General features: G+C 67.4%; 30 protein-coding genes. 2 read left to right on the forward strand and 28 right to left on the reverse strand.

All coding sequences use genetic code 11. The annotated features are described in order from the left end of the window. Positions 1-42 precede the first annotated feature (42 nt). The 6 genes from TEF_00260 to TEF_00285 form a co-directional block, all read right to left on the reverse strand. Positions 43-504: a hypothetical protein gene (locus TEF_00260; GenBank protein ID ANK79392.1), complete on the reverse strand. Its 462-nt coding sequence runs from the start codon at positions 502-504 to the stop codon at positions 43-45. Then, positions 492-1385 carry a hypothetical protein gene (locus TEF_00265; protein ANK79393.1) on the reverse strand — a complete coding sequence of 298 codons (894 nt, stop codon included), beginning with the start codon at positions 1383-1385 and terminating at the stop codon, positions 492-494. Before TEF_00265 ends, TEF_00260 begins: the two co-directional genes overlap by 13 nt. Before the next feature lie 17 nt (positions 1386-1402). Next, on the reverse strand, positions 1403-2242 hold the full coding sequence (locus tag TEF_00270) for a hypothetical protein (protein ID ANK79394.1): 840 nt from the start codon (positions 2240-2242) through the stop codon (positions 1403-1405). After that, entirely contained in the window at positions 2239-3318 is a 1080-nt protein-coding gene (locus TEF_00275) for a hypothetical protein (GenBank protein ANK79395.1), read from the reverse strand. The genes TEF_00270 and TEF_00275 overlap by 4 nt, the downstream gene beginning before the upstream one ends. Positions 3319-4228: 910 nt before the next feature. Next, a complete protein-coding gene (locus TEF_00280; GenBank protein ANK79396.1) occupies positions 4229-5113 on the reverse strand; it encodes a hypothetical protein in 885 nt (294 codons plus the stop codon). A gap of 101 nt (positions 5114-5214) precedes the next feature. Beyond that, the gene (locus tag TEF_00285; GenBank protein ANK79397.1) at positions 5215-5505 is read right to left on the reverse strand and encodes a hypothetical protein; all 291 of its coding nucleotides are present in this window, start codon (positions 5503-5505) and stop codon (positions 5215-5217) included. Positions 5506-6298: 793 nt separating this feature from the next. Between TEF_00285 and TEF_00290 the strand changes: the two genes are divergently transcribed. After that, positions 6299-6568 (forward strand): hypothetical protein, encoded by a 270-nt coding sequence (locus TEF_00290; GenBank protein ANK79398.1) that lies wholly within the window; start codon positions 6299-6301, stop codon positions 6566-6568. A 585-nt stretch (positions 6569-7153) separates the two neighbouring features. Next, on the forward strand, positions 7154-7465 hold the full coding sequence (locus TEF_00295) for a hypothetical protein (protein ANK79399.1): 312 nt from the start codon (positions 7154-7156) through the stop codon (positions 7463-7465). Between the two features lie 156 nt (positions 7466-7621). Here the strand turns inward: TEF_00295 and TEF_00300 are convergent, their stop codons facing one another. The 22 genes from TEF_00300 to TEF_00405 all read right to left on the reverse strand — a co-directional run bounded on the left by TEF_00300 (position 7622) and on the right by TEF_00405 (position 23462). Then, entirely contained in the window at positions 7622-8809 is a 1188-nt protein-coding gene (locus tag TEF_00300) for a hypothetical protein (GenBank protein ANK79400.1), read from the reverse strand. A gap of 3 nt (positions 8810-8812) precedes the next feature. After that, a complete protein-coding gene (locus TEF_00305; GenBank protein ID ANK79401.1) occupies positions 8813-10408 on the reverse strand; it encodes a hypothetical protein in 1596 nt (531 codons plus the stop codon). Next, positions 10408-11895 (reverse strand): hypothetical protein, encoded by a 1488-nt coding sequence (locus TEF_00310; protein ANK79402.1) that lies wholly within the window; start codon positions 11893-11895, stop codon positions 10408-10410. The genes TEF_00305 and TEF_00310 overlap by 1 nt, the downstream gene beginning before the upstream one ends. After that, the gene (locus TEF_00315) at positions 11892-12449 is read right to left on the reverse strand and encodes a hypothetical protein (protein ANK79403.1); all 558 of its coding nucleotides are present in this window, start codon (positions 12447-12449) and stop codon (positions 11892-11894) included. Before TEF_00315 ends, TEF_00310 begins: the two co-directional genes overlap by 4 nt. 1 nt (position 12450) lies before the next feature. Next, positions 12451-12729 carry a hypothetical protein gene (locus TEF_00320; GenBank protein ANK83184.1) on the reverse strand — a complete coding sequence of 93 codons (279 nt, stop codon included), beginning with the start codon at positions 12727-12729 and terminating at the stop codon, positions 12451-12453. Between the two features lie 23 nt (positions 12730-12752). Then, the gene (locus TEF_00325) at positions 12753-13199 is read right to left on the reverse strand and encodes a hypothetical protein (protein ANK79404.1); all 447 of its coding nucleotides are present in this window, start codon (positions 13197-13199) and stop codon (positions 12753-12755) included. A 14-nt stretch (positions 13200-13213) separates the two neighbouring features. Next, a complete protein-coding gene (locus TEF_00330) occupies positions 13214-13822 on the reverse strand; it encodes a hypothetical protein (GenBank protein ANK79405.1) in 609 nt (202 codons plus the stop codon). Beyond that, positions 13819-14304 (reverse strand): hypothetical protein, encoded by a 486-nt coding sequence (locus TEF_00335; protein ANK79406.1) that lies wholly within the window; start codon positions 14302-14304, stop codon positions 13819-13821. Before TEF_00335 ends, TEF_00330 begins: the two co-directional genes overlap by 4 nt. Before the next feature lie 114 nt (positions 14305-14418). Further along, positions 14419-14985 carry a hypothetical protein gene (locus TEF_00340; protein ID ANK79407.1) on the reverse strand — a complete coding sequence of 189 codons (567 nt, stop codon included), beginning with the start codon at positions 14983-14985 and terminating at the stop codon, positions 14419-14421. Positions 14986-15059: 74 nt separating this feature from the next. Continuing rightward, a complete protein-coding gene (locus TEF_00345) occupies positions 15060-15413 on the reverse strand; it encodes a hypothetical protein (protein ANK79408.1) in 354 nt (117 codons plus the stop codon). Continuing rightward, positions 15406-16143, reverse strand: a complete 738-nt coding sequence (locus TEF_00350) for a hypothetical protein (GenBank protein ANK79409.1) — start codon at positions 16141-16143, stop codon at positions 15406-15408. Before TEF_00350 ends, TEF_00345 begins: the two co-directional genes overlap by 8 nt. Next, positions 16140-16865, reverse strand: coding sequence for a hypothetical protein (locus TEF_00355; protein ID ANK79410.1), 726 nt, complete (start codon positions 16863-16865; stop codon positions 16140-16142). Before TEF_00355 ends, TEF_00350 begins: the two co-directional genes overlap by 4 nt. 1 nt (position 16866) lies before the next feature. Continuing rightward, positions 16867-17136, reverse strand: coding sequence for a hypothetical protein (locus TEF_00360; GenBank protein ID ANK79411.1), 270 nt, complete (start codon positions 17134-17136; stop codon positions 16867-16869). Positions 17137-17138: 2 nt separating this feature from the next. After that, a complete protein-coding gene (locus TEF_00365) occupies positions 17139-17510 on the reverse strand; it encodes a hypothetical protein (protein ID ANK79412.1) in 372 nt (123 codons plus the stop codon). After that, a complete protein-coding gene (locus tag TEF_00370; GenBank protein ID ANK79413.1) occupies positions 17507-18151 on the reverse strand; it encodes a sulfate transporter in 645 nt (214 codons plus the stop codon). Before TEF_00370 ends, TEF_00365 begins: the two co-directional genes overlap by 4 nt. 67 nt (positions 18152-18218) lie before the next feature. Next, positions 18219-18668, reverse strand: a complete 450-nt coding sequence (locus tag TEF_00375; protein ANK79414.1) for a hypothetical protein — start codon at positions 18666-18668, stop codon at positions 18219-18221. Then, positions 18665-19003: a hypothetical protein gene (locus TEF_00380; protein ID ANK79415.1), complete on the reverse strand. Its 339-nt coding sequence runs from the start codon at positions 19001-19003 to the stop codon at positions 18665-18667. The genes TEF_00375 and TEF_00380 overlap by 4 nt, the downstream gene beginning before the upstream one ends. Then, positions 18990-19961 (reverse strand): hypothetical protein, encoded by a 972-nt coding sequence (locus tag TEF_00385; GenBank protein ANK79416.1) that lies wholly within the window; start codon positions 19959-19961, stop codon positions 18990-18992. Before TEF_00385 ends, TEF_00380 begins: the two co-directional genes overlap by 14 nt. 63 nt (positions 19962-20024) lie before the next feature. Next, entirely contained in the window at positions 20025-21968 is a 1944-nt protein-coding gene (locus TEF_00390; GenBank protein ID ANK79417.1) for a hypothetical protein, read from the reverse strand. After that, complete coding sequence (locus TEF_00395) at positions 21968-22426, reverse strand: hypothetical protein (protein ANK79418.1); 459 nt, start codon at positions 22424-22426, stop codon at positions 21968-21970. The genes TEF_00390 and TEF_00395 overlap by 1 nt, the downstream gene beginning before the upstream one ends. Then, positions 22426-23262, reverse strand: coding sequence for a hypothetical protein (locus TEF_00400; GenBank protein ANK79419.1), 837 nt, complete (start codon positions 23260-23262; stop codon positions 22426-22428). The genes TEF_00395 and TEF_00400 overlap by 1 nt, the downstream gene beginning before the upstream one ends. Beyond that, positions 23259-23462, reverse strand: a complete 204-nt coding sequence (locus TEF_00405; GenBank protein ID ANK79420.1) for a hypothetical protein — start codon at positions 23460-23462, stop codon at positions 23259-23261. The genes TEF_00400 and TEF_00405 overlap by 4 nt, the downstream gene beginning before the upstream one ends.

Here is a 23462-nt window from a genome sequence, read left to right on the forward strand (position 1 = left end):
CCGCGCTTCGACACGAGCTTTCGCTCGGGATCTTCTCGGACGTCAGCTTCCGCCGCCGCCCTCATTGTCGCCGTCGTTGCCGTCGTCGCTGCCGCCCGGGCCGTCGTTTTCCTTCATCGCCTGGAAGGCGGCCCAGGAGGTCGCGATCGTGGCGGCGGGGATGGCGAAGCCGGCGATGCGCTCGACGGACTTCGCCTTCGGCGTGCCGTCCCGGGTGAAGTCCTTCGCCTGGTCCAGGCCGGGGAAGACGTCGAGCAGCGTCTCGTGGATCTCCGCCGCGGGTCTGGGCGCGTCGGCCGGTTCGGGGGCGTCCTCCAGGCGGGCGACCAGCATCGGGTCGGCCAGGATGGCCTCCACCTGGTCGGGCCGGAAATCGGCGGCGGGCGCCTCGGTCCGCTCGGCCGGCCAGGCGCGGCCGGCGCGGCGGAAGCCGGGCCGCTTGGCGGTCACCACCAGGATCCTGTTCTCGTAGGCGTGCATGGTCATCTCCGTCAGCCCAGCCACGGCACGACCAGCAGCTCGGCCGTGCCCTTGTAGACGTTGGTGGCGCCGGCGGCGTCGCGCTCGGCATTGAGGATTTCCAGCGCCTCGCCCTCCAGCGAAGGCGGCACGACCAGCAGCCGCGGCATGACCCCGATCGGGCGGCCGTGATCGCCGGTCATCCCCATCAGGCTCTCGCGGGCGATCTTGTAGTTCGCCTTGTTGAGGGTCTGCTTGGAGCCCCAGGCGAACTGCCAGAAGCCGAAACCGACATTGCGACGGTGCTTGATGCCGTACTTGTATTCGTCGCTGTTGAAGACCGGCTCGTCGGTGGGCGCGTCCTGGCGGACCAGCGGGCCCTCCTGGCGGACCTGGTGGATCAGCGGCTTCAGCGGCCGGCTGACGTCCATCAGGAACCAGGGCGTGCCGGAGCCGCCATCGGTGTTGGCGACCGACTGGACCTCGCCGTTCTCGTCCAGCACCGGGTGGTCGGTGTCGAAGAAGTTCTGCCCGTCATAGCAGACGGTGGAGAAGCCGGCCTTGAGCAGCGGCCAGACCAGCTGGTCCGGGTGCGCCGCGGCGGAGCGGCCCATCTCCTCGAACATCGGTGCGTAGACGCCGTACTTGTCGTCCTCGATGTGGTCCACCGGCACGCCGAGGGTCAGCTCGAACTTCCGGTTCTTGATCGAGTAGTCGTGCTGCTGAAGGTTCTGCACGACCCGGTCGCCGAACCATTCGCGCAGGTTCGGCACCTGGCCGAGCCAGCCATACTCCTCCTCGGAGGTGGTCGACGGCACGCGGGTCGCGACCCGCGGCCACTGCGGCTGGTGCTGGCCGATGCCGCTCTGGAAGCTCGCCTTGAACCCCGTGAAGAGCGTGGCGAGGTTGCCCCGGTTGATGATCATGGTGCTGGAAGCTCCGCTCAGTAGGTGATTTCGAGGACGGTGTCGGCCACCCTGGCCGCGCTGTTCGCGCCGCCCACGGTGATCTCGATGACGTCGCCCGCTTCGACCGTGTTGGCGGCCGTGGGCGTCGCCACGTCGACGTCGCCGGCGGCCGAGCCGCTCTCGGCGATCGTGATCACGCCGTTGGTCACGGGCGTGCCGTTGATCGAGAGCGTCAGCGTCGCGTCGCCGTCCGCCAGGGCGCCGTCGATGACCGAGCGGAACTTGCTGATATCGCCGGCGAGCGGCGCCACCAGGCGGTAGACGTCGGTGCCGCTCAGATCCGCGGCCTTCGCCGTCAGATACGCCTTGTTGGCGCCGATGTTGGCCCGCGCCGTGGCGGCGGCGGCGACGTCGCTCAGATTGTTGGCCGCCACCAGGCCGCCATCGGGACTGGCCAGAACCTGCGGGCCGGTCTCGACCCAGACGCCCTGGGCGTCCACGTCGCGGATCACGCCGGCCGGGCTGCGGGCGCCGGTGTCCGAAATCTTCGCGACCGTCTGGTCGTCGACGATCCAGCAGACCGAGCCGATGTCGGCCTTGGCGATGGCGTCGCCGCCTTCCGAATTGGCCCAGCGGAAGACGCCGGCGCGGACCCGGACGGTCAGCGCATCATTGGCGCCGGCGGAATTGTCGACCCGCTCCTCGGCGCGGCCGATGGCGACCTTCGCCGTCGCCGTGGCGCCGGGCTGGGCGCGGCCGTTGGCGTCCATCATCACCAGCGAGCCGGCATGGATGAGGGTCGCGGCGAGCATGTTGTATTGCGCGAAGACGCCATCGATCAGCGGCGTGTTGCGGTCGGCGGAAAGCGCGGTCACTGGCTGGTCTCCTCGTTCTCGTCACGGGCGGCCTTGAAGGCCTCGGCCGTGAGGCCCATCGACCGCGCGACCTGCAGCTCCTCGGCCGACAGACCGGACTTGTCCTTGGGCGCGGCAGCGGTGCCGATGGCCGGGTCGCGGCCGGCGGCGACGATCACCGGGGCCTTCTCCGCCCAGGCGGCGAAGCCCTCCGGATCGGCGGCGGCGTAGTTCATCGCCCACTCGTTGAGCGCGGGCGAGACCTTGCCGGCCTTGGTCGCGGCCTCGACCGCCGTCTGCGCGCCGGAGGCGGCGTTCGCCGTCTCCAGCTTCTCGACGCGGGCCGCCAGCTCGTCATAGGCAGGCTTCGGCACGTACTTCTTCGGGTCGGGCTCGGCGGCAGCGGTCTGCAGCTTCGCCGCGACGCCGGTGGCCACCGCCTCGGTCAGCTCGTCCTGGCCGGCGGCCTTCGCGATCTTGGCTGCGGCCGTCTCCAGGGCGGTGTGCGAGTTGGAGAGCTCGCCGGCCGCGGTCACGATGGCGGCGGCGTCGGCGTCGTCCTTCAGGCCGAACGCCTTGCGGAGCGCAGCCAGCTGTTCCTTGGTCATGGTGGGGTCGTCCTCCTGGGCGTGTGCGACCGCAGGCAGCTCCTGGATCGCGGGAACATTGACCAGACCGGCGCCGACGATGCGGGTAACGTTGCCCGCCTTGTCGGTGCCGAAGGCCGGAGAGATGAAGCGGTAAGCCTTGTCGGCGAGCGCCTCGCGGCCCTCGGCGGTCCACTCGACGCGGCCGCGGATGGCGCCGTCGGCGGCGACCTCCAGGCGGTCGATCCAGCCGACCGCGCGGCCGGCGCGGCCGGGCCGGGGCTTGTGGATGTCGTGATCGAAGTCGATGGGCAGGACGCGGCCGGCGGCCGTGGCGAGCGAGGTCTCGACGACCTTGGCCGCGTCGGTCACCCGCCAGGAGGCGCGGCCATCGACGGGCACGACCTCGGCGCCGCCGGCGGGCCAGAGCGTGATCCATTCCCCGTCCCCGGCCGCCTGGGCGGCGGCGGTGACGGGCTGGGGCTGTCCATATGCGAATTGCCGATCCATGGGGCCGACTGTGCGGCTCCCGGCCCGGCCGGATAAGGGCGTAACGGTTACGCCCCAGCGGGCCTCGGATCGGTCAGGAAGGGGCGATGAGCATGGCCGTCGATGGGTGGACGGTCAATCAGGTCCTATGCTGATCGATATCTTGCGCCCTCAACTTGACCTCGACTTCTTCGGGGAGTGTCATTCTCGTCCCCAGTTTGAATGGAAGGATGCGGCCGATGACAACACGCAGCCGCCGAAAGATCGTCTGTCAGTGTGGCCACCAGGGCCTTCTTACGCTCAGTGAGAACGACCAACCATTTAGCTCTCTATGGGAGCAGTATGGCCTAGATGGGTTTGAAGGCGGGTCGATCACCATCACCAACTACGCGGACATGCCGAAGGACGTGCTCGCCGCATTGAAACCCAAATGCCCTCAATGCGGCGAGACGGGTAATGTTAGCTACGCGTAAGTTAGTCTGTACTGCGCTGCAAATCACATCGGAGAAGGACTTACCTCAATGCAAACTATTGTCCGGTTTTCTCTCAATCGCGACAAAGGGAGCAAGCTCAGAAATGCACTGACCCCGATACTTGAGGGAGCTGGGATCAAGAAGGTCAGCACCGGCACGTACAAGGGGGATGTCACCGAGGCGGTTCTACGCAATGTCCTCGCACAATTTTGGAATGCCATGGGTGCGCACATGGGACCAGCACATCTCGACCATTTCTGGATGTACGCGGACAATGAAGATGCCCCTAAAAGGGGCCTTGAGACTGATCCGGTGTGAGATGGTCTTATCATCTGGACGGAATCCCGCGGATTCGCTAGGATTCTTGTGGTGGGTCGTCGGGTTGCCCGGGCCGCTGGCAGAAGATTGCTGGGGGGCGTCCCTGAGACGGTCAGCGCGGGAGATGCTGGCCTGGAAGCTCAGGGATCAGACGGGTCCGGGGCCCACCATTGTTTCGGATATCCGTAGAACCGAAAGATGTCCTCCTGATCCGGGAGCAATTCCGACTTCTTGAGAGATGGCATCAGCTTGACGCCGTAGCCTGAAACCGACTCTAGCTTGGTGTCGCGGGGCCGAGCCATCCTGGGACCGAGCAATTTGGCAAAGGTCGGGTCGCATGCACCTGTGCTGAAGCGGTCGCAGGCCTTGAAGAAGGCGCTGGCTACGACGTCAGCGAGCTGAAGGCCAGCACGCTCATTGTGCGTGTAGACTTTCAAGAGGTCGTAGTCGATCGATGGCCAGTGGATGCGGCCGATATTCAGGTAGGTGTTGGTTCCCTGGTAGCGAATCCACTGATAGTAGGCACCCATCTGGGCGTACGAAAAGCCGCCTCGATTACTGTATTCGATCCGGATTTTGCGCGGTTCGCCATGGTGCTGCAGGGAGTGCCAGTGAACATAGTCCGTCGCCCTCTCCAACAGCAGCCTCGTCATCCAGCAATAGAACCAGTTCTTCGCCGGAATCTTTTCCGCAAGCGGGTTGCGATAGCCGCGCATGTTCTTCTTGTTGGAGCAAACTACAAAGTAGCGCGCACTCAGGTCTGCCATCGCCTGACAGACGTGCAGCTTCTTGGCGGGATTGAGCCGGCGAAAATGAAAGTCGCGCGTCACTCTGCCTGGCAGTCCATTGCGAATGTCGCGAACCCAATCCTTGACCTCCGCCTCCCTCGACGCGCGAATGAGGACGCCGGCGATGATCAGCCATTCGCTGGATCCACCGTCATCCAATGGGCGAACCCGCTTGAGGCCATCGTCGCCAGCTTCGTCAATGTAGAGGATGTAGTCGAAGTCCTTCTCAAGCGACATTGTGAGCTCCAGCGCTCATCGCGGTCAGCCAATCGAGATTCCGCGGACTTTGGCTGCACCGCGACATGCAACAGGCGTCGGGTGCAGCCATATCTGCTACCTCAGCCGCAAGTCGGCAGGCTGAGCAGGTTGTTCGGCTCCGCGCCATCGTTTTCGGTCTTCAGGTATTTCCGACCGTTCCGCGACGCCACGATGACATTGACCGGCTTCCCGCCACCCTGGGTCCAGAACGCCCAGGTGCCGTTCTCGATCCCGGCGATCGCTTTGTCCAGGGGGAGCCGCCACGGACCGCCCCCGTTCTTCGCGCCGGTCTTGCCGCCGATCGAGTCGATGCGGCGGTCCTCGTCCGCTCCGTCCGGGATGATGCAGGTGATTTCGTGTCGAGCAGCCATTCTGGCCTCCTTTTGTGATGGAGGCCCGGCTTGACTGAATCGGCTTGTTCCCGCTTACTGCGAGGGCTTTCGTACAAGCATCCCGCGCCGGGCCTCCGGTTTCTCGGGATTGGATTCGGGCCGGGTGGCACCCCGGCCCGAATCACTTCAGCCTTACAGGGATTCCATATTCTCAGCCGATTCGCTACCGGTACGACCCGGCCTGTCGGGCCTTGTCAGCCGGTTTGGTCGGGGATGTATTGCGCACGAGGCGAGACGCGAGAGAACGACCGAATGACTTTCGCATAAATCGAGACGATTGCGGGCCTCGCCACCGCAGGCGACGCGGACGGACAGGGTGAGCGATATGGATCCAGATGATCTTGATGATGTATTGGCGAAAGTCGAATGGGCCGACTACCAGATAGATGCGCTTGAAAAAGGTCTCAAAGAGTTCCTGGATCGAAAGCCCTATCGACTTAGGCCAGAACCAGACCCCGAGGGACACGGTCTGATCTACTTTTTCAAGGCTGCGGCGCCTGTGCCGCGAGCCGTTGGCGTTCAAACGGGCGCCATCATTCACGCCCAACGTAGTGCGCTCGACCTCCTCGCTTGTGCGCTCGCTGCACGCAATGGACGCCCGGTGCCTACCGATACCTGTTTTCCGTTCGCCAGATCGGAGCAACAGCTTGCCGACAAGAGGACAAAGAGAAAGATCCGGGCCCTTTCCGAAGCTGATCAGGCGGCGGTCCTCGCATTTCGTCCTTACCGTGGTGGCAATGCACCTCTTTACGCGCTCCATGACCTTGATCGGATGGACAAGCATCGAAAGCTCTTAGTGTGCGGCGTGGACCGGGGCGAGGTCGCTTTCACCGGCTCAGGCTTCCTTGGCATGATGGCGTTTTTTGAGGGACCGTTTCACGATGGCGATCCAGTTGCGCGTTGGGACGCGCGGGGCCTTGAGCTAAATATCTCGCTCGACGTGACACTGGCTGAGGTTCCGGATATCGGCCGCCCACCGGCCGTCCAGCTACTTCGAAGCTTCAGCGGAATGACCCGAGCGATCATTGAAACGTTCAGATGAACGCACCCCGCCGGTAGCGCTCGGCATCACCTGCCACTCGTACTTCAAAATGGCGCCCTCTAGGCAGAGGGCGCCATGGATTCGTCATTTTCATCGACTACTAATGACGGATGTCGTCCAATGGTCGGACCGATAGAGAGCGCCCCAGAATCGGCAGGTGGCCTTCACCGGCCCGATGACCGGAACGACCCCTCTCGGGGCTCCTGCCCCCTTTTAGCGTCTATTATTCGTCTATTAGAAACCGGAGTCCGGTGGCTGGTAGTGTCTCAGTTTGAAATTTGCCCACCCTTGACGCGGGTTCGCATCGGTCTCTTGGCTCCTATATGCTTGGCGGTGGGCATATAGGAGAACCACGGTGACCTTCTACCGAGTCTGGAACAGGAGTGACGATGCAGGTGAGGTCTATTGGGTTTCGGCAGAGTCGGAGAAGCACGCTCGCCGGCTCGTGGCGCTCAACGCTGAGGAAACGCTTGAACCGGAAGACTCATTCCGGCTCGAATGTGAGGTGAGCGACGAAAAGCGCCCGCCGTTTGGCCTTATCTACCGCCGACTTCGTGGGCCCCTTATGATTGAGAAGCGATAGCCATGCCCAAGGAATTCCAATTGGCATTGGGTGGCGTAGTCCTTTTGATGAACCATGCAATCGCCGAACCGATTACGTCTCATTCTTCGAAGACGTGGCCCACCATTGGCGAATGCTGGGCGACGCTCTCGCCGACGGTGTTTTTGTTCATTGATGAGTTTGGGTTTTCTAGGCTCACCCAAAACTCGTCCGATCGAATCGAACATGAAGTAACCGATAGCGTGTCCGGGCGCGTTGTTTTGCGGGCCGGCTGCATCCGGGTTCCGAACAGCAGCCCCGCGATCTTCCGGCGCTACCTCGAGATTTCAAACTGAGACATTGGCCGGCCCTCGCGCTTTCATCGTCCGCGCCGCGTCGCTATATTGAGGCCCAGGCGGCGCGACACGGTGACATTCTCCCTGCCGTAGCAGGCGCCATTGGCGTCGAGCGCCATGCGGGGTTCTGTGGGAGGCCCCGCCGCCGCCTTCTTCTCACCTCAAGCGACGGCCGCGACGGCGGAGCCGGTCGAACTCGCCCGGGCCCAGGGCGCGGAAGAACGAGACCAGAAACGCCGCCGAGCCTTCGAGATTGGCCTTGGCGACCGCGACGTAGCGACGATCCCGGATCTCGGTGAAGAGGGCCATTCGGCCATCCGGCTGCAGCACCGCCTCGCCCTCGCGGAAGATCTCCGGTAGCAGGCGATACTCGTCGAGCGTCAGCTCCGGGTGGCCGGGATTGCCCGGCAACTCGCCGCGCTGCTTCCGCATGGTGTCGGCCGAGAGATCCACGCGCCGGACCTCGGTACCGATCGCGGCGGCGAACGCCTCGTCCAGCCAGGCGACGGGCGCGGCGCCCCCGGCGGTACCGTGGACGATGTCCTCGAAATGCGGGCTCTTCACCGCGGCCCTGGCGGCGGCATGGCCCCAGTCCGCGTCCGCATACCTGGCTGGATCGGGGAAACGCCCCTCGGCCGCCATGCCGACATTGTGGCCCCAGCCCGGATCGATGCCGGCCGGCGCGTCGATCACCTCGCGGGTCCGGCGGTTGACGTGCGCCCGGCCGGGTCCGGACTCGGGCGGCTCGGTCACCGACCAGCCGCGGCGGCGCATCTGGCCCTCGGAGACCTGCTGCACCTGGCAGCGGCAGCGCCAGCCATTGGGCGGGTAGTGCGTCTGCCAGAACGGATGGTCGACCGGCAGCAGCGTGCCGTGCCAGGCGCGGTGCTGCGGCCGCGTGCGGCCGTCCAGGACGGCGACGTAGCGAAGGTATGGCAGATCCTGTTTCGTCGCCTGGATGCGGGTCCAGTGGCCGGCGGCGTGGGCGGCGCGGAGATTGGCGTCGTAGATGATGCGAAGCCGCCGGTCGGAGCCGAGCTGCGCCTCGATCGTCTCGCCGGTGAGCGCGTCGAACATGGGCTTGCGGCCCCACCAGCCCAGCTCCTTCAGCCGGGGCGTGAGCGTCTTCCGGAACTCCTGGAACGTCGTCCCGCTGGCCAGGGCGCGGTCGACCTCGCCGCGGATCGCCTCCAGCACGTCGAGGCGCATCGCCTTGGCGACGGTGAAGGCCTGGCCGTGCTGCTCGGCCGAGACGTCGCGCCAGCTGAAGCCGGTGCGGTAGCCCTTGGAGCGGAAGAAGGCGACGGCCTCGGCCGGCGGCAGGGGCGTCAGCTCCAGGGGCATCGCCTACGCCTCGTCATCGAGGCCCACCCCGATGCGGCCGGCAAGCTTCGCCTGGAACAGGATGTCGCCCAGCCTTTCCACCGCGCCGTCCGGCGGTTCGCCGCCGACCAGCCGGCGCAGGCGCCGTTCGAAATCGTCGAAGTCCGCCGCCTCGGCCAGTTCGCCCAGGGCGTCGGCCACGAGATCCGAGAGCGGGTCGTAGCCCTCCGATTCCAGCGCCGCGATCGCGAGATTGTCGAGCATGTCGGCTTCCGCGCCGGTCGCAGCTGCGGTCGTGAGGCGGTCGCGCCGGGCGGCGGTCTCGGCCGGGTCGGCCGCGGGATCGTCCTGCTCCTGCTGCGGCGGGGCTGCCTGCGGCGCCGGCGCCACCAGCAGCTCGGCGTCCTCGTCCGGATCGGCGAAGCCCAGCATGTCGCGGATCTCCGACATCTGCACCTTCAGGCCCATCGGCACGAAGGTCTTGAGCCCGGCGATGCGCTGGGCGAGCGGGATGTCGTCGGGCGCGACCAGGCGCATCCTGGGATAGGCGCGCCGCGGCCCGAGGTTGAGATCGACCAGCGGTTTGACCAGGTCGCGCGCCAGCGTGGCGCAGAGCTGGCGGGCGTCGGCGTCGCGGATGTCCTCGCGGACGTCGTCGTGGACCCGGCCCACGGCATGGCCGCCGGCAATGGCGTCGGTGGTCGCGGTCTGGCCCAGCACCAGCTTGGAGACCTGCTGGTCGAGATAGGCGCAGAGCCGCTCGAACAGGTCGATATTGCCGGCGAGCTTGGCCTCGATCAGCTCGATCTCCATCGAGCGCGGCACGATGCCGGCCATGTCGGTGCCGATGGCGCTGACGGCGTTGAGCAGGATCTTCCGGTCTTCCGCGCTCGCGCCGGCGTCGTAGCGGCCGATGCGGATCGGGTGGCCGAAGGTCTCGGCAAAGACGATCCAGTCCTTCAGCCCGAAGTTCTGGAACAGGTAGAGCCAGGCCGCCGCCCGGGCCAGGCCGTTGCGGATCGGGATGCCGGACTTGGCGCGGGCATGGTGGGTGATGAACTTGAACGGCGCCAGTGGCAGGTCGCCGGCGATGTCGCGGAGCAGCAGCGTCGTGCCGTCCTCGATCGACGGCCGGAACCAGCGCGGGTCGCGCCACTCCAGGCGCTCGGGCCACCAGGACCGCGCCTCCCGGATCCAGATGATCTCGGCCACGGCATAGCCCTTGGCGATGCCGTCCAGCAGGTCGATCAGCTCCTCCTCGATGCCGTCGCGCACCAGCGCCTCGCGCACCAGGTCAGCGGCCTTCACGTCGTCGGCCGCGTCGGAGGCGGCCTCGACCTGCAGCTCCAGCCCGGCGACGGCGCGCTTTCGGACGCCGACGACGGCGGCGTAGTGGAGGTACTTCTCCTCCATCGCCTCGGCCAGTTCCAGATAGCCGGTGGGCTCGCCCTGCTCGGCGTCGAGCAGGAGCCGCGCCAGCCGGACGGGCGTGAGCCCCGCTTCCGGGTGGTCGGAAATCACCTGGCGGACGGAGCGGAGCGACGGCGCCGCCAGCTCCTCGGTCAGCTTGCCCCGCTCGATCGGGCGGCCGTACTGGTCCAGGATTCTCGTCTCGGGCATCACCAGGCTCCCTTCGATCGCGCGAAACCGGCGAGCGACGGCGGCCCGTCATCGTCCTCGGCCCGGCGGCCCAGCACGCCGGCGCGGCCGCTGGACGTGTCGGTGACGGCCTCGTAGCCATATTCGAACGCGCCCTCGGCGGCCGCGGCGGCGGCCAGGGCGTAGGCCCAAAAGATGTCGGCGTGGACGGTGTCGTCGTTGACCAGGCGCGGCGCGCCGGTCGGGCCAGCGACGCGCTTGATGGCGCGCAGGTCGGCGCGGATCTCCGGGCTGTCGGGGATGCGGATGGTGCCGTTCTCGAAGCGCTCCTTCAGGACCGTGGCCAGGTCGAGCCGCCGTGGGCCGGACAGGATCACGCCCTCGCAGCGCTCATGGCCGTGGCGCGCCTGGATCTCCTCGACCACCGCTTCGCCCATGCCGGTCTGGTCCATGGCCAGGCGGACGACGCGGTAGTCGCGCATCATCCGGCCGATCTCGTCGTACTGCTCGGCGAAGCGGCGGTTGTGCATGTAGGTCTCTTCGCGCAGCCAGAGCACGTCGCCGACCATCTCGAAGGGCGCGATGACGGACAGGTCGCGGCGGCGCGCCACGTCCCAGCCGGAGAAGACGAGGCCCTTTTGGTAAAGCTCGGGCCGGCCCGCTTCCGGGTGCTGCGCGGCGATGATGTCGTCCAGGCCGATCCAGGAGCCCGCGCCGGTCGAGGGCACGCAATCCAGTTCCTCGGCCGCGTCGGCGCCGTAGAAGGCGCGGATTTCGGCGCACCAGGCCTCGCGGCCTTCCGCGCTCGCCTCGCGCCCGGTGACCAGGCAGATGCGCTCGTAGAGCCCTTCGGCGATCGCGTCGTCGAAGGTGATGGTCAAGGTCGCGCCCTTGCGCCGGCCGGCGCGGATCTCGTCGATCAGCTGGTTGAACGGATTGTCGACGCCGTTGTGCGTGGAGACCACGATCACCGAGCCGCCCCACATCAGCAGCGCCATGGCCGCCTTCAGCACCTCGGCGAGATCCGAGTAGAACGCCGCCTCGTCCAGGATCACCAGGCCCTGCTTGCCGCGCAGCGCCCGGGCGACAGAGGGCAGCGCCACCACCTCGAAGCCCGAGGCGAACTTCACCCGGAAGGCCTTGATGTCCTTCTGATCGTCCTCCAGGACGATCTCGTCCATCTCGCCGGCGGCCATGCCGAAGGCGCGCGCCCACATGCCGACCACGTCGATGAACTCGCGCGCCATCTCCAGGTCGTAGCCCATGTACCAGACGTCCATGCCGCCCTCGCCGCGGGCGGCTGCGGCCGTGAGCGCGGCATGCGAGGCCATGCCCCAGGTCAGGCCGATACGGCGCGATTTGTCGATCACCAGCAGCGCCGAGACCGACGTCATGGTGACGGCCCGCGCCTGATAGGGCAGCAGGATGTCGCCGCGGGGCATGGCCTTCATCGCGGCCGGCAGCTCGGCCGTCTTCGGGATCAGCTGCTCGATCGGGCTGTCGCTCATGCGGCGATGCCCAGGATCGCGTGGCGGATGCCCTTGACCGTTTCGGCCGAGAGCCCCTGCGCCTTCGCCGCCGCCTCGGCCTTGTCGGCGCTCGCTTCGCGCTCATTGCGGCGGGCTTCCTCGACCTTGGTCTCGAAGTCCTGGTCCAGGCGGGCGGCGCGCGCCAGCTCGGCCAGGCCCTTGCCGATATTGGCGATCGCCTTCGGGTCCAGGACGCCGCCTTCCTGGTCCACCTGGGCCAGCAGGTCGAAGACGAAGGTCCGGGCCATCTCCACCAGGAGGCGGCCCTGCTTGCCCTGCATGGCCGCATCCGGCAGCTCCCTGGCCAGCGCCTCGGTCATCTCGCGCGACTGGCGGAGCCGCGACGCGGTGCGCTCGTGGTTGACCATGAAGCGATGCGCCGACGACCGCGAGACGCTGATCTCGTGCGGCGCCAGCAGCTCGGCCAGGAAGGTGGTGAAATCGTCGACCGAGCGGTTCTCGTCGCCGAGCCAGCGCTTGATGGTCTGACGGACGTCGGAGGGCAGACGGTCGATCTGGTGGCGCGGGGGCATCTCAGCCGAGCTCGCTGGGCCGGGGACGCTCCACGCCGTCGACATGCTCCTCGCCGCGGGCCACCGTCAGGCCCCTGTCGGTCAGCTTCGCCAGGACATAGGGGCCGACGATCTCGGTGGCGACCAACTCCCGGTCCTCCATCCACGACAGGTGCGCCTTGACGTCGGATTCCGTCAGCGACTGCGCCGTGGAGACTTCCAGGGCCCGGCGGATGATCGCGTGGTTCTGGCTGTAGCCGGCGTCGGCCGCCAACAGGCGCAGGATCTCGCGGCGCACCATGGCGCGGATGGATGCGGCAAGGCTCATCGGTTCTCACCCCTCTGCAGTGCGCCGGCCTCGGGAATGTGATGGCGGACGAGGATCTCCATCAGGCGCTTCAGCCCGCCTATGTCGGCATGCGCGCCCTGCACTTCGGAGGCCATGGCGGTCACCGCGTCCTTCACGTTCGAGACGCGGTCGTGCAGCCGCTGCAGGTCCTCGTGGCCGGGCGCGTACTGGTGCCGCAGCTCCAGCTCCTGCAGCCGCTTGTCATGTTCGTCGAGGGACTTCTTGATCTCCGAGGAGACCTCGGCGAGCTCTGTGCGGATGGACGACGAGACACTCGCCAGCTGCTCGGTCATGTTCGCGGAGACGTTGGCCATCTCCTGCTTTGCCGACGTGCGGATCGACCAGGCGACCCAGCCGACCAGCATGTTGATGATGACCGTGATCACCGGAACGATGATCGGGATCCAGTTGATCTCCTCCATTGCGCCGCCCCCTCCTACGAACCGTCGCGGCCGGTCAGGCGGCCGAGGATGGAGCCGATCACGCCGGGCCCGCGGTTCACGCCGGCGGCCGTCTTCTTGTCTTCGGAGCGCTTCCAGACGCTGACGCCCAGCACTGACAGCGCGACCAGCCAGATCGGCGCGATCGACGCGATGGCGTCGCCCAGCGCGATGAAGATGTTCGGGGCCTCGCGCGGCTCCGTGATCGCGACCCAGCCGATGATGAACACCAGGCCCAGCATGGTCAGCGCCCAGGTGATGGCGACGGCGTAGCCCAGCGTCGGCCGCCAGCGCCGGACATACGGATCGTCGGAGGCGATCTCGGCGCGCATGGTCTCGTTGACCTGGCGGTGGCGGTCGACTTCCGAATCGATCTCGGCCAGCTCAATCGCGGTCGCCTGGCGCTGCAGCTCGGCCACCAGCTTCGGATCGGCCCGGAGCCGCTCGATCGCCTGCTCGGGCGTCTCGGCGCCGGTCACGCGCCTGGCCACGTCGACGACCTTGGTGGCGACGCGCTCGCCGTTCTCGCCATTGATCAGCCGCCCGATCGACGGCAGGAACTCGGTGACCAGCGGCAAGGCCGCGGCGATGATGGCGGGGATCATGCTTCGCCCGCCCGGAAGTTGGCGGCGTTGGGCATCCGGCCGAAGAACGCGCTCACGTCGAAGCACGGGCAGGCCTTGCCCTGGTTGACGTCCCGGTGGCCGATCACGCGCCTGATTGTGGGGAAGCGCCGGCGCAGGTGCTCGACCAGCACGGTCAGCGCCAGCATCTGCGCCGCGGTGTAGTTGAAGTCCGGCCGGTCTGCGTCCTCGGCCCTGCCGCCGACCAGGCAGATGCCGATCGAGTTGGCGTTGTGGCCATAGGCGTGGGCGCCGATCTCCTCGTCGACGTCGCCGTCTCGGTCCAGATCGCGGCCCGGCTCCGTCTTGCCGCTGCGGCGGATGACGTAGTTGTAGCCGATGTCATCCCAACCGCGCCCCTCCGGCGGCGGGTTGGTGTGCCACGGCCGCATTTCCGCGACCCCGATGTCCATACTCGGCGGGGTGTGGGCGCCGTGGACGATGATGGTGTCGATATGGCGCAAACCGCGCTCCCAGGGCCGGGGTGATTTGCGGCCATGGTCGAGCTTCCGGCGCGAAGGAATAAGGGCGCAGCGGCTACGCCCCGCCTGAGTCTCTATATTCCCTGAGAATGAAACCTACGGGAGATTTTTGCGTCTATCAAACCAAGGGGAGTGAACCCCGCGCATCACCATGCTGGTTCTCTCCACCACTTCGATGAACACCTCGCGAAGGTACTGGGGGTCGAATTCCCGAAATACAAATGGCTGGATTGGATTGTTTTTCAGGCGTCGGCAGATTTCCACGATCTTTGGATCTGAAAAATCTCTCGCCGATCGCTCGTGTGCAAACCGATTCCTAATTTCGGAGATTCTTTCGATCGTGTCGCGGGTCTCCTGACCATAGAAGCCAAACGCTTGCAGGACATCAGCCTTGGCCTTCGCACTTCCAAGAGGGGTGGGACCAGGGCCAGCGATCCTCTTCCAGAGCTTTCTCTTTTTGCTGCGCTCCTGATCGTTGTCTTTCTCGTCAACGACAGTTGCTGAAAATTGCTTGCGAAGTAGAGCCTCTAGTTCGTCCTCTAGATTGGTAGCAGCCAATATTGCGGCGGCGCGAGGACTCTCTCCTTCCAGTTCGCCGTAATATGCTTGGATATCGTCGAAGGCGGCTTCGAGCGCGGCTCGTAGCTCGTCGTCGTCATCCATGCCGTCCTCCTACAACAGCGCAACCATCAGAATTCTGGCCTCGCGCAGCCCCGATGTCGATTCCAGCGCTACTGTCAGACGCGTAGTTCTCCCTGTGCATTCTCAGGATCTCGGCGATCCCATGCCTGCGCCGTCCGCCGGGATATGCGCACTGCGTGCCCCGCGCGCTCCTGGCTCCAGCCCTTCGAGCGGAGCCAGCGGTAGATCGACTTCTTCGCCAGCGGGATCTCCAGTCGCTCGTCGGCCAGTTCTGCGACCACCGCCCGGGCCGCCTCGATCCCGACGATGTCGGCCAAGTCGGATCCCTCGGCCCGCTGGGGCACGCGCAGCCGCGTGCCGCCGCGCGCCAGCGCAAGCTCCAGCGCCGCCTCGACGCCGGCGGCGTCGGCCACCAGGTTGAGCGTGGCGGGAAGCCGGCCCTCAGCCATGGCCGGCCCTGTCTTCCGGGATACCCTCGGCCTTGCGGATGCGCCGGCCCAAGGCGGCGATGACGCGGTCCAGCTCCTCGGCCGAGAGTTCGTCCAGCCGCGGCGGGTAGTGGTCCATCGGCCGCGCGGTGCGCCCGATCGCTGCGGCGAGATAGAACGCGTCGTCGGTCTTCATCTGGCCCAGCGCGTGCAGCCTGCGCCCCTGGGCGGCCAGCACCGCCAGCCGGTCGCGGATAGCGATGGAGCCCAGGTTCGCTGGCCGGCCGGCAAAGTCCCAGCGCGACCAGGCCACGCCGGCCTCGCGGGCGAGAAAGTCCTTCAGCCCCTCGACCACCTTCATGGCGTCTTCGCCGTGCTGCCACTCGGCGCGTTCGACGCCGGTGACGTTCCCGGCCCAGGCGCTCAGCGCCTCGTCGGAGCGGTCGCGGACGACGCCCAGGTGCCAGCCGGAAATCCACAGGGCTCGGATCTTTGAAAGCATGCCACTGGACGCTCGCGCGCCCGGGGTGGCGGAGGGCCGGCGGGCGCGCGCCTTCTTGACAGACCGGAAGCCCCTTTCCCGGAAGTGCTCGACCAGCTCGACCAGCTGGGCGTCGCTCAACGCGGTTCGGGTACGGCACCCGAACTTCGCCTCCAGCAGGTCGCGGAAGTCGTCATCCTCAATTCCCAGCTGCTTGACCGCGATCGCGGACTTGGCCAGCAGCGCCTTCCGGTTCGCCGAGACGCTCACAGCCCCATCTCCTGCTGCACGGCCGCGGCCTTCTCGGCCCGCTTCTTCGCCCGCTCGGCGGCCTCCTCGGCGCGCCTGGCGGCGACCTGTTCAGCGTATGGCGTGTAGTCTTCCGCGCGCTCCAGCTCGGCCCGGCAGGGCGGTATGAACCCGAGCGGCTGCGCCAGGGCGCCGGCTTGCCAGACAAACCAGGCATAGGCAGTCGCGCTGGAGGCCTCCGGGTCGAGCATGTTCTTGACGATCGGCACACGCTCGCTGAAAACCCAGACACGGGTCGGCGCTTCCGGCAGCCACAGTCTCTCGCGGCGCTCGGCGCCCTCCAGTAGCTGCAGCCGGGCGAAGATCGCAACAAACGGGGCCAGCTCCAGCGCGCGCAGGATGAAAGGCAGCGCCAGCCGGAACGGCGGGTTGGCGATGATCCAGTCGGACGCCGGCAGAACGGGCTTCGGCAGGCCGATGAAGTCGTGAAGGAAGCCGGCCGCCTCAACAAACGGATAGGGGTGCACGTCGCTGGCGTGCACGGTCTCGAAAAATTCGCTCAACGGCCGCGCCATGTCGCCCTGGCCGCAGCACGGGTCCCAGACGGTCTGGCTGGGGTACCAGCTCTCGACGCAGTGGTGGAACAGCGCCCGCGTCGCCCAGGGCGGCGTCGGGAAGAAGTCCAAGGAGTCGTGCGGCTCGCGCCGCTGCGCCATCACGGCATGGCTGCGGTTCTGGCTCATCTCAGCCCTCGATGTCGCAGCGATAGCCGGGCCGCTCGCGCGCCTCGGCGTCCGCCGCCTCGGCCAGACGCCGCAGGCAGTGCTGGCAGGCTACCTGTTGCGGCAGGATTAGCTCGGCGTTCAGCACCTCGTTGGCCTCCGTCACCGCACGGGTGATCACCTGCCGGCGTTCAGCGCTGCGCGAGGAGCGCCCGGCCGGTGCGGCCGCCAGCGCGAGGTTCATCATCACGCGGCGCATCTCCTCGACGGTGGTGGTCGGGCGCGACGGCATTGTCAGCTCCCGAAGTCCGCGGCGATCCGCTGGGCGGCGTCGAGCGCCAGGCCGATCATGGATGCCGGCGCGGTCTCCGCCCGGCGGTCCAGGTTCTCCGGATCGACCGGGCCGGTGGCGACGCGGGCCAGCGAGCGGCGCAGCGCCTCCAGCGGGATGCCGTGCTGCAGGGCGACCGACGCCATCACGGCCGCGTCCTCCAGGGCGTGGCGAGTCTCCGAGCCCTCCTTGCCGGCGAAGATGAAGATCTCGCGTAATTCGCCGGTTGCCGGGTCGAAGCCGCAGCTGACATCGGCTGAGAGGCCGTTGCGCTCGATGGTCTCGGAGACGGACGGCCGCCGCTCCGGCAGGCGCTTGCGGGCAGCCGCGCTCATGACGCGCTCGCCAGCTCGGCAGGCGCCCTGGCGCTGGCGAGATCGATGGTCACCGGCGTCCACGGCTCGCGCGGATGGTCGCGCTTGTAGAAGCGGACATACTCGCGGCTGCCCTGGATGCGGATGGAGTCGTTCAGCGCCGCGATAGCCTGCCGCCAGCCGTCGTCGTCGATCTCCAGCCGGCGGAGCCCGAACAGCGCCTCGCGGTTGATCCGGCCCTCCTTGTCGACCTGGAAGGCGTGGTCGACCAGCGTGCGGATCTTCGCGTCCGCGCCCTCCGACCAGGCCGAGATGCAGGCGTCGAACAGCTCCTTGGCGACCTGCAGCTCGGGCCCGAAGGTGAGCGAGTCCTGCACCTGGACCGAGACCTTCATGCAGCCGTCGAAGGTGGTCAGGGTGACGTTGCCCTTCTTGCCGCCGCGCGTGACGCCGTACTTCTCGGACAGCAGGTCCATGAAGGTCGCGACGTCGTCGAAGGTGTGGCCGCGGAAGCGCGCGATCTGTGCGTTCAGCTCCTCGGCATAGCCCAGGATCTTGCGGACCGTCTGGTCCTCCAGGCGCTCGTGGTCCTTGACCATGTCCTCAGGCACCAGTCGGCCCTTCGCGTCCATGATGAAGCCAGCGGGGATTTCGACATTCATTGATCAGCTCCTTGCCCAGATGAGGTGAAGCCAGCGCAGCTGCTGGCGGATAAAGCGCCGGAGGTGGCTACGGCGTCTCATCGGCGAAGCCCTCCCGCAGCAGGTTCAGCGTCTGCCGGATGTCATCGGCCAGGGCCTCCAGCCGGCGGATCGCACGGATGCGCTCGACCCGTTCGACGTTGCGCGCCAGCAGGGAGGGAAGATCGGCCAGATCGCTGTCCGACATCAGCGCATCGACGACGGCCGCGACCTCCGGCCTGTCCTCGATCGCGAGTTCGATCTTGTGGACGGCGTGCAGGATGGTGGTGTGGTCGCGATCAAAGAAGCGGCCGATCTCGGGCATCGACTTCCCCAGCCGACGCCAGATCACGTAGGCGGCGATCTGGCGGGCCTCGGCGACGTCATGGGCCTTCCGGCTGCTCAGCATGCAGTACAGGTCGACGCCGCAAACGACGGCCGTCCGTTCGGCGATCCGCATCATCGGGCTCGCCGGCGCCTGGATCGAAATCGCGTTCATCTCCGCCCCCTGAAATCTTCCAGACGCACCACTGGCTGCGTCGGGTCGGGCTCGAAGCTCGCCACCTCGCCGAAGCCGTCCATCTGCTGCGACGCGGCCTCGCGGTAGCCCGCCGGCGGCGGCACTTCGCCCGGCCGGCAGACGCGGACCGTCGAGCCGCCAAGGGCGTGCTGAACGGGCTGGGCGACCGCCCGCATCAGCTCCAATTCGGCGACCCGTTCGATCGCCTCCTCGAAGCCGAGCAGCGCATACTGAAGCCGTTCCTCGGTGAGCTCGCCGCTCCGCATCAGGTCGCGGAGCTGGTCGACATGGTGTTGCAGATCAGTGCTGAGCATTGTCGCCTCCATCCTCGGAGAGCCGCTTCCAGGCGGCGCTGACGTGGGTGACGTTGAGCGGCTCCCCCTTGCTGTTGGCAAAGGCGCTCGCGATGCGCAGCACCTTGGTCATGCCGCGGAGCGCGCCCGGCTTGGTGGCGACCGCCTTCAGCAGCCGGACCGTGTCCGGGTCGGTGACCTTCCAGGCGCCGATCAGTTCGCAGACGTCTTCCGGCCAGGGCTTGCCTCGCGTGAACCGCATGCCGATCCGGCTGAACAGCTGCGCGAACTCCGGCCGCCGGCCCTCGCCCTGCAGCCGACCGTAGACACTCTCGTTGCCCACCAGCGCGATACCGACGCCGTAGAGGTCGTGGAGCGAGCGGAGCTGGTCGAGCGCCTTGGAGACCAGGTGCTGGGCTTCGTCGACGATCAGCAGCCCGCCCGTGTCGCGCACCCGGGCGCCGATGGCCTCGGGAAGCTTCGTCGGGCTCTTCTCGGTCAGCTGCAGCGCCTGGGCGATGACCTGGAGCATCGGATAGACGTTCGCCGTCGACGGCTGCATGGTCGCCATCCAGACATTCGGGTTCGTCCCGGCGTAATGCCCGCAGGCCGTGGTCTTGCCGATGCCGGCGCCGCCGGCGACGACGACGATGTCCGGCCCGATTTGCGCCCATTGCAGGACGTCGGTCACACTCGAAGCGGTCCGGGTTTTCACGAACATCGGCGCCTGCGGCAGGGACGATCGGGCGCGTTTGCGCTCCTCGCGGGAAGCCAGCCAGAGCTGCACCTTGCCGGCGACATTGTCGTTCCGGCCGGTATAGGTGCCCGACAGCCAGGCGCTCATGGTCGGTGCGGCAATGCCGGCGTCCCGGGCGGCTGAGGCGTGAGAAAGGTTCTCGTCCGCAATCAGCTTCTTCGCCTCGGCGCGGATCGCCTCGATCTCGGCGTCTGTAAGGGTCTGGTCCTTGGGAGCGTTCATGCTGTAGCCTTTCGCTTGTGCAGTTGATGCTCAGGGGGCTCGGTCGTTCGCGCGGCCGGCCCCCTACTCGTCGATCAGCCGGAGGTGACGGCGCTCCTGCGCCATCGTCCGGGCGAACGCCTCGTCGAAATCGAAATCCTGTTCCTCTGCCGGCGCCGCCGCGGCCGCCTGACTGCCATTCGCGACCAGCCGGATGGCCGGGGCCTCGGGCGCAGACGGCTCGTCGACGTCGGGCAGCAGCCGCGCGTACTCTTCGAGCGTGAGCGACCTCTCGATCTCCGCCGCTTCCTTCGTCGCGCGCTTGAAGGCGTTGCGTTTGCGGTTGTGGTCGCGCGCCTGGCCCGTGTCCGCGAAGCCGGCTGCCTCCAGGCACGCGGCCTCGGCGATCATCTGCCCGTCCAGGCGGTAGACGGTGATGCCGTCGTGGAGATGATCGGGGTCGAAGCGGACGGTCAGGGCCTCGCCGGCGTGTTCGACCAGCGCCTCGGACCAGTAGCGGTTGCCCAGCAGCCGGATCGAGCCGGACTCACGGTCGGCGCGGACCTTCTCGGCGGCGAGCATGCACATGCGCAGCTGCTCCGGCGTCGCCTTCCGTATCAGCGACTGGCCGTAGCTCTGCCGGAACGCTTCCTCGAAGCTGAGCTTCCGGCGGCAGACCCGCGTGTTGCGGCCCGGCCGCGTGTTGTGCAGGCGGATGCCCTGCTCGACGGTCTCGATGAAGGTCTCCACCGGGACCGCCTTCGATCCGTAGTTCTCGGGCTTCGCGGCGGGGCTGTTGCCGGTATATGCGCCCTCGAAGGCCGGGTGCTTGGCGATGGAATCGCAGAGGTCTCTGAAGGCCCGCTCGATCGGCTTCGACTGGCCGCTGTATGGCCGGGTCCAGTGGATCTCCATGCCCAGCGCCGTCAGCACGCCGGCGGGCTCCTCGGGCTTCACCTTGAAGCGATAACGGTTGGGCGTGCCGCCGGTGATCCACTTCGATGCGAAGCCCCGGCCATTGTCGAGCCAGACACGGTCGGGAATGCCGTACTTGCGGAAGACGTCGCCGAAGGCGAGCCGCACCGAATCGGCGTTTTCGCTGACATCGAAGCGCCAGCCCAGGATGGCGCCGGAATAGAGGTCCTGGATGGCGACCATCATCGGCCGCACGATCGAGCCGTCGTACCAGCGCACGAAGACGTCCCACTTGTGGCCGTCAGCGTTGACCGCCTCCAGGGCGTGGAACATGGAGCGGTCGCGCTCCTGCGGCGGGTAGAGCCGGTGCAGGGCGTCATAGCCCTCGCGCAGCAGTACCTGGACAGGCCGCGGGATTTCGTTCTCCAGCCGCCGTTGCAGGGTGCGCTTCGCCGGGATGTCCCAGCCGTGCTCGGCGGCGGCGAGCTCCAGCCGCTGGTAGCAAGTCTCGAAGCTCGGCTTCGACAGCCGGAGATAGTCGGCCCTCAGAAACTCCCAGGCGCGCGGATCGCATCCGGCGGTCTTCGTCCGGCCGGTGTGCTTCGGCGCCAGCGCGGGCAACCAGTCGGCGCGATCGAGACCCGCCACCAGGCGGAACCAGTCATAGACCGCCGACTTGCCGACCTTGTGGGCGTTGGCGACGGCGCAGACGGCGTTGTTCTTCGACATGCCGCCGCGCTTCAGCGCCTCGATCTCCTCCAGGACCTTCAGCCGTTCCCGCGCCTTGCGCTTCCGGCTGTCCGGCAGGCTCTCGAACCAGCTCCAGTCGACCCGCTCGGCGGTCGATCCCGGCGTCGCCGGCGCGGCCGTGTCGGCGGGCGCGGCCAGTGCGGTTTTGGCCAGCGCCATCTGCGCCCGCTCGGGCAGGACGCTGCGGTGGTATTCCATGCCTCCGCCGCGGCCCTTCCGCTTCCGGGCCAGAGGCTCGCCGGCGACGGTCACGCGATCGGCCCAGCCCTCGCGCTTGGCAACGCGGATAACGGCGCTCTTTGTCGTCGGTAGGCCGCTCAGCGCGGCCTCCGCCAGCTCGGCCGCTGTCCACCAGTCCTTCATCAGCGGATGCCCTTCCGGGCGAGCCGGCGGGCCATGTCGTAGTGGCGGTCCAGGTCTTCCTTGGCGTCGGCCAGCTGGCCCACTTCGACCCAGGGCAGCCAGCGGTCCTCGATCACCGACCAGCCCAACGGCTCCGCCGCGATCTGCAGCAACCGGCGGTCGCCGGTGACATGGACCAGCGCCATCAGCCTGAGATAGCTGATCGTGTGCTCTTCCTTTGCCGGGCTGGCATAGGCGTCGAGCGTCGACTTGCTGACAGGCTCTCCCAGCCACTCCGACATGGCCTTCGCCACCTCGCTGCGGTCGAGGTCGCAGTCGTTCAGCGTCTCGGAAATGGCCCGCGCGATCCTGATCCTGAGGTCGGCGGCGCGGACGCGCTGCTCGTCATAGCGCGCCACCAGCTTGGGCGGCTCCCAGGCGAACAGGTCCATGGTCTGCTGGTCCCGCCGCCGCGCCATCAGATGCGCTCCAGGCGGTAGCCGCGGGCGGCGACGGCGTCGGCCAGCTCGTCCTCGTCCAGCTCGGCAACGAAGGCGCGCCGCTCGTCGGCCGAGGCCCGGTTCCAGAGGTTCCACATGCGGCTGGTCGGCGTCTTCGCCTCGGGCGCTTCGGTCTCGCCGTCGATCATCGCCAGGGCGCCGGCGACGCTCGCCGCGCGGGCGTCCTCGTCGTCGGCCGTCAGCAACAGGGCGACGCGCTGTTGCTTCCGCGGTTCCAGCCGCGACAGCGACTCCAGCTCCCGCTGGCTGTCCTCGAACGGGGTGCCGCGCAGCCTGTCGGCGGCGAGCTCGTCCAGGTCGTGGCCGATCAGCGCCTGCCGCTGAATGGTCCGCTCGCTGCATCCGGCGCGAACTGCTACCGATCGATACCAAGATGCCAACCGTGGCACATTGGTAGTGTCATCGCTTCGTCGATCGCCGCCGTGTCTGGCGCCGGTGCGCTCCTGGAAAAGACACTTCAGCTGGTGCAGGAACTGGCACCGCTCCAGCGCCGAGAGCTCGATGCGGCACAGGTTCTCCATCAACTCACGCTCGCGCCGGGCATTCGCGTCGTCCTCGCAGACGAGCACGTCGATCTCTTCGTGGCCGAGTTCCCGGACCGCGGTCAGCCGGTGCAGCCCGGCGACCAGGCGCCAGCGCCCATTCTCGTCCTGGCCGACTTCGATCGGGTTGCGCAGCCCATGGACTTCGATGTCCGCCTTGAGGGCCTCCAGCGCCTGCCGGTCGACGGGACGGATGCGGCGCCCGACAAGGATGTCGGCGACGGGGATGCGCTTCAGGACGAGACCGGTCATGGCGCAGTACTCGAGACGCCAAGGTGCCAGCCGCCGCAGAATTCGCAGCGATAGGCCTCGCGGCCCTTGATCTTCCGTCGGCCCTTGAGGGCGCGGTGCGCGAGGGTGCCATTCGGAAAGCGCTTCTTGCCGGCGCACTGGGCCAGCTGCGCTTCATGCTTGGATAGCGTCGTCGGGCGGAGCTTGGTGCGGGCGGCCAT

The sequence above is a fragment of the Rhizobiales bacterium NRL2 genome, assembly GCA_001664005.1.
Lineage (GTDB): Bacteria > Pseudomonadota > Alphaproteobacteria > Minwuiales > Minwuiaceae > Minwuia.

Excerpts from the sequence above, each read along its gene's own strand:
- TEF_00385 (ANK79416.1), bottom strand. The coding sequence starts at position 19,961 with ATGAACGCTCCCAAGGACCAGACCCTTACAGACGCCGAGATCGAGGCG.
- TEF_00285 (ANK79397.1), bottom strand. The coding sequence starts at position 5,505 with ATGGCTGCTCGACACGAAATCACCTGCATCATCCCGGACGGAGCGGAC.
- TEF_00345 (ANK79408.1), bottom strand. The coding sequence starts at position 15,413 with ATGGCTGAGGGCCGGCTTCCCGCCACGCTCAACCTGGTGGCCGACGCC.
- TEF_00395 (ANK79418.1), bottom strand. The coding sequence starts at position 22,426 with ATGGCGCGGCGGCGGGACCAGCAGACCATGGACCTGTTCGCCTGGGAG.
- TEF_00315 (ANK79403.1), bottom strand. The coding sequence starts at position 12,449 with ATGCCCCCGCGCCACCAGATCGACCGTCTGCCCTCCGACGTCCGTCAG.
- TEF_00355 (ANK79410.1), bottom strand. The coding sequence starts at position 16,865 with ATGAGCCAGAACCGCAGCCATGCCGTGATGGCGCAGCGGCGCGAGCCG.
- TEF_00320 (ANK83184.1), bottom strand. The coding sequence starts at position 12,729 with ATGGTGCGCCGCGAGATCCTGCGCCTGTTGGCGGCCGACGCCGGCTAC.
- TEF_00280 (ANK79396.1), bottom strand. The coding sequence starts at position 5,113 with ATGTCGCTTGAGAAGGACTTCGACTACATCCTCTACATTGACGAAGCT.
- TEF_00265 (ANK79393.1), bottom strand. The coding sequence starts at position 1,385 with ATGATCATCAACCGGGGCAACCTCGCCACGCTCTTCACGGGGTTCAAG.
- TEF_00380 (ANK79415.1), bottom strand. The coding sequence starts at position 19,003 with ATGCTCAGCACTGATCTGCAACACCATGTCGACCAGCTCCGCGACCTG.
- TEF_00400 (ANK79419.1), bottom strand. The coding sequence starts at position 23,262 with ATGACCGGTCTCGTCCTGAAGCGCATCCCCGTCGCCGACATCCTTGTC.
- TEF_00305 (ANK79401.1), bottom strand. The coding sequence starts at position 10,408 with ATGCCCGAGACGAGAATCCTGGACCAGTACGGCCGCCCGATCGAGCGG.
- TEF_00405 (ANK79420.1), bottom strand. The coding sequence starts at position 23,462 with ATGGCCGCCCGCACCAAGCTCCGCCCGACGACGCTATCCAAGCATGAA.
- TEF_00290 (ANK79398.1), top strand. The coding sequence starts at position 6,299 with ATGGACAAGCATCGAAAGCTCTTAGTGTGCGGCGTGGACCGGGGCGAG.
- TEF_00370 (ANK79413.1), bottom strand. The coding sequence starts at position 18,151 with ATGAATGTCGAAATCCCCGCTGGCTTCATCATGGACGCGAAGGGCCGA.
- TEF_00300 (ANK79400.1), bottom strand. The coding sequence starts at position 8,809 with ATGCCCCTGGAGCTGACGCCCCTGCCGCCGGCCGAGGCCGTCGCCTTC.
- TEF_00365 (ANK79412.1), bottom strand. The coding sequence starts at position 17,510 with ATGAGCGCGGCTGCCCGCAAGCGCCTGCCGGAGCGGCGGCCGTCCGTC.
- TEF_00375 (ANK79414.1), bottom strand. The coding sequence starts at position 18,668 with ATGAACGCGATTTCGATCCAGGCGCCGGCGAGCCCGATGATGCGGATC.
- TEF_00295 (ANK79399.1), top strand. The coding sequence starts at position 7,154 with ATGCCCAAGGAATTCCAATTGGCATTGGGTGGCGTAGTCCTTTTGATG.
- TEF_00360 (ANK79411.1), bottom strand. The coding sequence starts at position 17,136 with ATGCCGTCGCGCCCGACCACCACCGTCGAGGAGATGCGCCGCGTGATG.
- TEF_00310 (ANK79402.1), bottom strand. The coding sequence starts at position 11,895 with ATGAGCGACAGCCCGATCGAGCAGCTGATCCCGAAGACGGCCGAGCTG.
- TEF_00325 (ANK79404.1), bottom strand. The coding sequence starts at position 13,199 with ATGGAGGAGATCAACTGGATCCCGATCATCGTTCCGGTGATCACGGTC.
- TEF_00390 (ANK79417.1), bottom strand. The coding sequence starts at position 21,968 with ATGAAGGACTGGTGGACAGCGGCCGAGCTGGCGGAGGCCGCGCTGAGC.
- TEF_00330 (ANK79405.1), bottom strand. The coding sequence starts at position 13,822 with ATGATCCCCGCCATCATCGCCGCGGCCTTGCCGCTGGTCACCGAGTTC.
- TEF_00275 (ANK79395.1), bottom strand. The coding sequence starts at position 3,318 with ATGGATCGGCAATTCGCATATGGACAGCCCCAGCCCGTCACCGCCGCC.
- TEF_00340 (ANK79407.1), bottom strand. The coding sequence starts at position 14,985 with ATGGATGACGACGACGAGCTACGAGCCGCGCTCGAAGCCGCCTTCGAC.